We start from the raw sequence: 4,557 nt of genomic DNA on the forward strand, positions 1-4,557 counted from the left end.
TCGATTATATTGAGGTGTTTTACAATCGCAAACGCATCCATTCAACTTTAGGGTTTCAGACCCCTAGCAAATTTGGCATGGTTGCATAAAGTGGGTGTCCGGTTTTTCGAGGTAGGATCAGATGTGCCATCTTCCTGGAAAAATATCCAATCACACCATATTCACCAACTGGTAGCCCATTGGAAAAAGAGTAAAATACGCTCCAGCACGATTATGAATCACATGACTATCGTCAGGCATTATCTAACCAGCATCGATTGCCCCATTCCCAATATAGACAATCAATCTCTACAACTTAGTAAAACCACCAAAAAACGTAAAAGAAAACTCAAAATCCAACATGACCTATGGCAATCATGGGACAATCCAATACCACTCCTTATCATGGCATTACAAACAGAATTTGGCCTGACCTTTCAAGAAGCCATTTATATAAAACCTGAAATTAACATCCAAGAGGACGGCATTTGGATAACCAGAAACATCGCGTTCAACTCCCTAGACCGAACAATCCCTATCAGATTTGAAATGCAAAAAGCCATCCTGGATGAAATCAAAAAGCTAACTGATGGTAAATCCATTGCTGAATTTAACGACTATGAAGACACCAAGATTGCCTGGCGAAAGGCTTTAAAAAAACATGCCCTACCAATTAACAAAGCTTACCGCTATCTCTATGCAAAACGGATGGCTCAATTTCTTTTCCCTCTATTGGGAAAATATGAAACCTATTGGGTTATTCGCAGCGAAATGGGCATCAAATCCCGCGATTCTTTATGGAGGTATCTCAATGAGTAAGTCCAAACTTAAGAATGCCCAGTACTCAATCAATGAATGTATTAAGAAAATCCAAAACTACTCCCACGCCAGCCGGGCAGATATGAAACACATGCTGAATCGCTGCGTAAAAGATTTGCACGAACTAGGCTACATAATCACACACATTAAAGGATTAAAGCCAAAGCACATACACATTCTGGTTGAACACTGGAAAGCCCAGAATAAAAATCCTGCGACAATAAAAAATTACATGGCTAAACTGCGAAAAGTATCCTCCGTGCTAAACAAGCCAGAGCTGGTTAAGCAAGGCAACGACAGCTATCAAATCAATAAAAGAAATTATGTCCCTCACTATAATAAAGCAATCAACAACGTCGATTTTTCCAAATGCCCAGATCCAATGATCCGCTTATCCCTAGAAGCTCAATCCCTTTTTGGTCTCCGCCGTGAAGAATCCATGAAGATTGTACTTAGTGATGCCTGGCAAGGAGATAAATTAGTTATCAAGCCTAGCTGGACAAAAGGTGGTATCGGGCGTGATATTAGACTAACGAATGAGCAACAAAGACAATGGCTTCTCAATGCTATAAAGCAAATTCCTGCTGGACAATCCCTCATTCCCAAAGAAAAGACCTACAAAAATCATTTGGCCCAGTATCATAAAGTCATAGAAAAAATGGGCTTAAGTAAATGTCATGGACTTCGTCATGCTTACGCTCAGCGAAGATATCATGAAATTACAAAATCCTATGACAAAACTGGCAAAGGTCTTATATGCCCAATACAAGGGGGTAGAGTTTACAAAGAACTAAATCCTCTAGAAAAATACTGGGAACGTACTGCCAGAGAATTAATTAGCCAGGAGCTTGGGCATTCGAGATTGAGTATCACCAGAATCTATTTAGGATGACCCAATCCCTGCATTTTTAAATCTTCAATACATAATTGCATTTTATAGTGTGGAACTGGATGCCATGAGGCAATGAATTCCCCAATAATTTCAAAACCAGCTTTTTTATAAACATGAACTGCACGCTCATTAGAAATCTCAGGATCAATAAGCACTATTTTGGCACCAGAAAATTGAGTTAAGATAAATTCATGTATCATCTGCACTGATAATCCCTTCCCAATATAATCCAAACTGCAAATGAATAAATCTAATGTTACTGCACCATCAGGATATTCTTCTGATTTCTCTATTTCAGAAGTAATTAAATAAGCGAATGGAATTTCATTATCATAGGCTATCCAATGAATTGCCCACGGTTCACCATCGTTTAAAAATTTATGAAGATCTTTTATTGTATTACTTAAACCATCACCATGAAGCCATTCATTAATATGTGGCTGACTAATCCAGTCAAGAACAAGATCTTCTTGTGTTTTATTCACTGGTTTAAAATGAAATCTGTTCCCATTATTCATGTTCATAATTGCTTAAACTGAAACAGCTGGGGATAATACCATATTTTATTTCACGATAGATTTTTCCGGGATTCCTCTATGCCTAAGTTATCAGTATTTATAGCGACTAGTCTTGATGGTTATATTGCAAGACATGACGGCTCCATTGACTGGCTTATGGAAGCTAACCAATTGGCGCGCCCAGGGGAAGACTGCGGTTATAAGGCATTTATATCTACTGTGGATTTAATGATTATGGGTAGACATAGCTTTGAAAAGGTATTGTCTTTTGATGAATGGCCCTACGGCAATTTACCCATTATTGTTTTAACTTCCAGTTCTATTGAAGTTCCTAAACACTTAGAACCTCTTGTCTCTATTTCCAACAAAAAACCCCATGATTTATATCAGGAACTGGAAGAAAAAAATATTCAGCATGTTTATATTGATGGCGGCATTACCATACAGCAATTTTTACATGCTGGCTTAATTAGTGAAATTACTTTAACGCTGATTCCAATTCTTATCGGTTCAGGAAAAAGATTATTTGGTGATCTAGACCAGGATATTCGGCTCAGTCATATCTCAACAACAAGTTATTTTGGAGGCTTTGTTCAAATTAAATACCAACTTAATGGTCATTCGAGTATATAAACAATGCACCAAATTAAAACATCAAGATTAATTCTAAGGCCTTGGCGACAAAGCGATCTGGAATCTTATTTTCTAATCAATCAAGACACTAAGGTTCTGGAGTTTTTGCCTGGCTCTATATCCAAAGAACAGATCAAAGATTTTATGCAATATCAAAATCAACAATTAGAAAACCGAGGTTATATGCTATGGTCGGCGGAATTACAGGACACTGGTGAACTGATTGGATTTATTGGACTAAATTATTTTGATAAGCCAGCACATTTTTCCCCTGCTGTTGAGATTGGCTGGCGATTAGGTTCTCAATATTGGGGGTTTGGTTATGCTACTGAAGGTGCATTGGCAGCGTTAGACTATGGATTTAATCAGCTTGGACTGAATGAAATAGTGGCTTTTACAGTACCAGATAACCTACGATCAAGAAAAGTCATGGAAAGAATTGGAATGACACATGACATTGAAGGTTCTTTTGCTCACCCAAAACTTCCTACTGATCATCATCTATCAAAACATGTTCTGTATCGAATCAAAAAAATCATAATTAGTTCAATTGAGTTCATTTAATATCAATGGCAAAAAATCCTTGATTTCCAATACTGGCTTGATAATCTGAAACCAACACAACTGATGAGCCAGTGCAATTCTGACGAAACCTATAGGTCTTGTGATATGCCATCTTGTTCCCTAATTCCATGGCAAAGCGTTTAGCCGGGAAACCTACAAAGGGAGATGTCTTTACGGCTTTTTGCCCGAGGAGTGCTTTAAGCACATCATCATTAATAAGCAGGTAAATCAACCGATGTTTCGGTGATCTTTTTTGCATAACCCAATTGGGATTGATAGTCCCCTTTGGGGCTAATCCTCCCTACCTTCAGAGGAATCTACCATGCAACAACAGGAATCAGCACAACTTGAAATTGAACATTTGCTCTGTGAGTTGAATTGCTGCGTCAATGATTTAAGCCGCCACCGACTTCAAATCAACACCTATGACATTCAGCAAGCCGAGTTAAGTTTGCACAAATTGGAATCCCTGATTTCCTTTGTTAAACAGTTCGATACTCAAAAGATTGCTTGTTAATTGAAGTAACTAAGCCTTATCCACATAACAGAAAACCACCTGCCTATGCGGATGTTTTTCTGTTATGCCGTATACATTTAACAATAACAGGAGAATACAAATGACTGCATCTTTAAACTGTGTTCAATTAATTGGCAATCTCGGTGCTGATTCTAAAAACATCACCAAAAAAGATGGGCTATCTTTTGTCACGGCCACTTTGGCTACCAATGAGTCATTCAAACAGAATGATGAATGGCAAACTAGAGTGGATGGCATCAGCTGATACTTTTTGGAAAGCTGACTAAAGCCGCTGAATACTTAAAGAAAGGTTGGCAAGTATACCTTGAAGGTAAACTACGCTCTAATCAATGGACTGACAATGATGGTAAAGCACGTCAAGCCTTAAGCATTGTTGTCAATCATATTCAGCTTCTCAGCTCACCCAAATCAGCTGATGAATCAAGCAACAAGACCGCAGAACACCATATGGCGAAAAGGCGTGAAATGTTGCAAACCGATTCAGAAGAAATTCCATTTTAACTAGTATTCCCCGCGGCTTGCCGCGGTTCCTTAATAGGAAAGTTTGAAAACCATAGGTTTTCGAGTCAAACTATTGCGTATGACCCTCAAACGGGCAAGCCACTGCGTGTACC

General features: G+C 38.4%; 6 protein-coding genes and 2 pseudogenes. 6 read left to right on the plus strand and 2 right to left on the minus strand.

Features of this window, described 5'->3' with window-relative positions:
* Nucleotides 1-120: 120 nt before the first annotated feature.
* Both ELY11_RS12025 and ELY11_RS12030 read left to right on the plus strand, forming a co-directional pair.
* Nucleotides 121-798: pseudogene (locus ELY11_RS12025) on the plus strand (integrase); the annotation flags it as partial.
* Nucleotides 791-1,690 (plus strand): phage integrase N-terminal domain-containing protein, encoded by a 900-nt coding sequence (locus tag ELY11_RS12030; protein WP_127033813.1) that lies wholly within the window; start codon nt 791-793, stop codon nt 1,688-1,690. The pseudogene ELY11_RS12025 and the gene ELY11_RS12030, both read left to right, overlap by 8 nt.
* Here ELY11_RS12030 and ELY11_RS12035 read toward each other — a convergent pair.
* Nucleotides 1,678-2,214 (minus strand): GNAT family N-acetyltransferase, encoded by a 537-nt coding sequence (locus ELY11_RS12035; RefSeq protein ID WP_127033816.1) that lies wholly within the window; start codon nt 2,212-2,214, stop codon nt 1,678-1,680. The genes ELY11_RS12030 and ELY11_RS12035 overlap by 13 nt on opposite strands.
* Before the next feature lie 72 nt (nt 2,215-2,286).
* Between ELY11_RS12035 and ELY11_RS12040 the strand changes: the two genes are divergently transcribed.
* Both ELY11_RS12040 and ELY11_RS12045 read left to right on the plus strand, forming a co-directional pair.
* Nucleotides 2,287-2,841, plus strand: coding sequence for a dihydrofolate reductase family protein (locus ELY11_RS12040; protein WP_127033819.1), 555 nt, complete (start codon nt 2,287-2,289; stop codon nt 2,839-2,841).
* 3 nt (nt 2,842-2,844) lie between these two features.
* The gene (locus ELY11_RS12045) at nt 2,845-3,405 is read left to right on the plus strand and encodes a GNAT family N-acetyltransferase (protein WP_127033822.1); all 561 of its coding nucleotides are present in this window, start codon (nt 2,845-2,847) and stop codon (nt 3,403-3,405) included.
* Here the strand turns inward: ELY11_RS12045 and ELY11_RS12050 are convergent.
* Nucleotides 3,398-3,664, minus strand: a complete 267-nt coding sequence (locus ELY11_RS12050; RefSeq protein ID WP_127033825.1) for a hypothetical protein — start codon at nt 3,662-3,664, stop codon at nt 3,398-3,400. The genes ELY11_RS12045 and ELY11_RS12050 overlap by 8 nt on opposite strands.
* Nucleotides 3,665-3,727: 63 nt before the next feature.
* Here ELY11_RS12050 and ELY11_RS12055 point away from each other — a divergent pair, with 63 nt between their 5' ends.
* Nucleotides 3,728-3,922: a hypothetical protein gene (locus ELY11_RS12055; protein ID WP_127033828.1), complete on the plus strand. Its 195-nt coding sequence runs from the start codon at nt 3,728-3,730 to the stop codon at nt 3,920-3,922.
* Between the two features lie 100 nt (nt 3,923-4,022).
* A pseudogene (locus tag ELY11_RS12755) lies at nt 4,023-4,444 on the plus strand (single-stranded DNA-binding protein).
* Nucleotides 4,445-4,557 lie beyond the last annotated feature (113 nt).

Origin of the sequence: Legionella septentrionalis, from assembly GCF_003989745.1 — a bacterium.
GTDB classification, from domain to species: domain Bacteria; phylum Pseudomonadota; class Gammaproteobacteria; order Legionellales; family Legionellaceae; genus Legionella_A; species Legionella_A septentrionalis.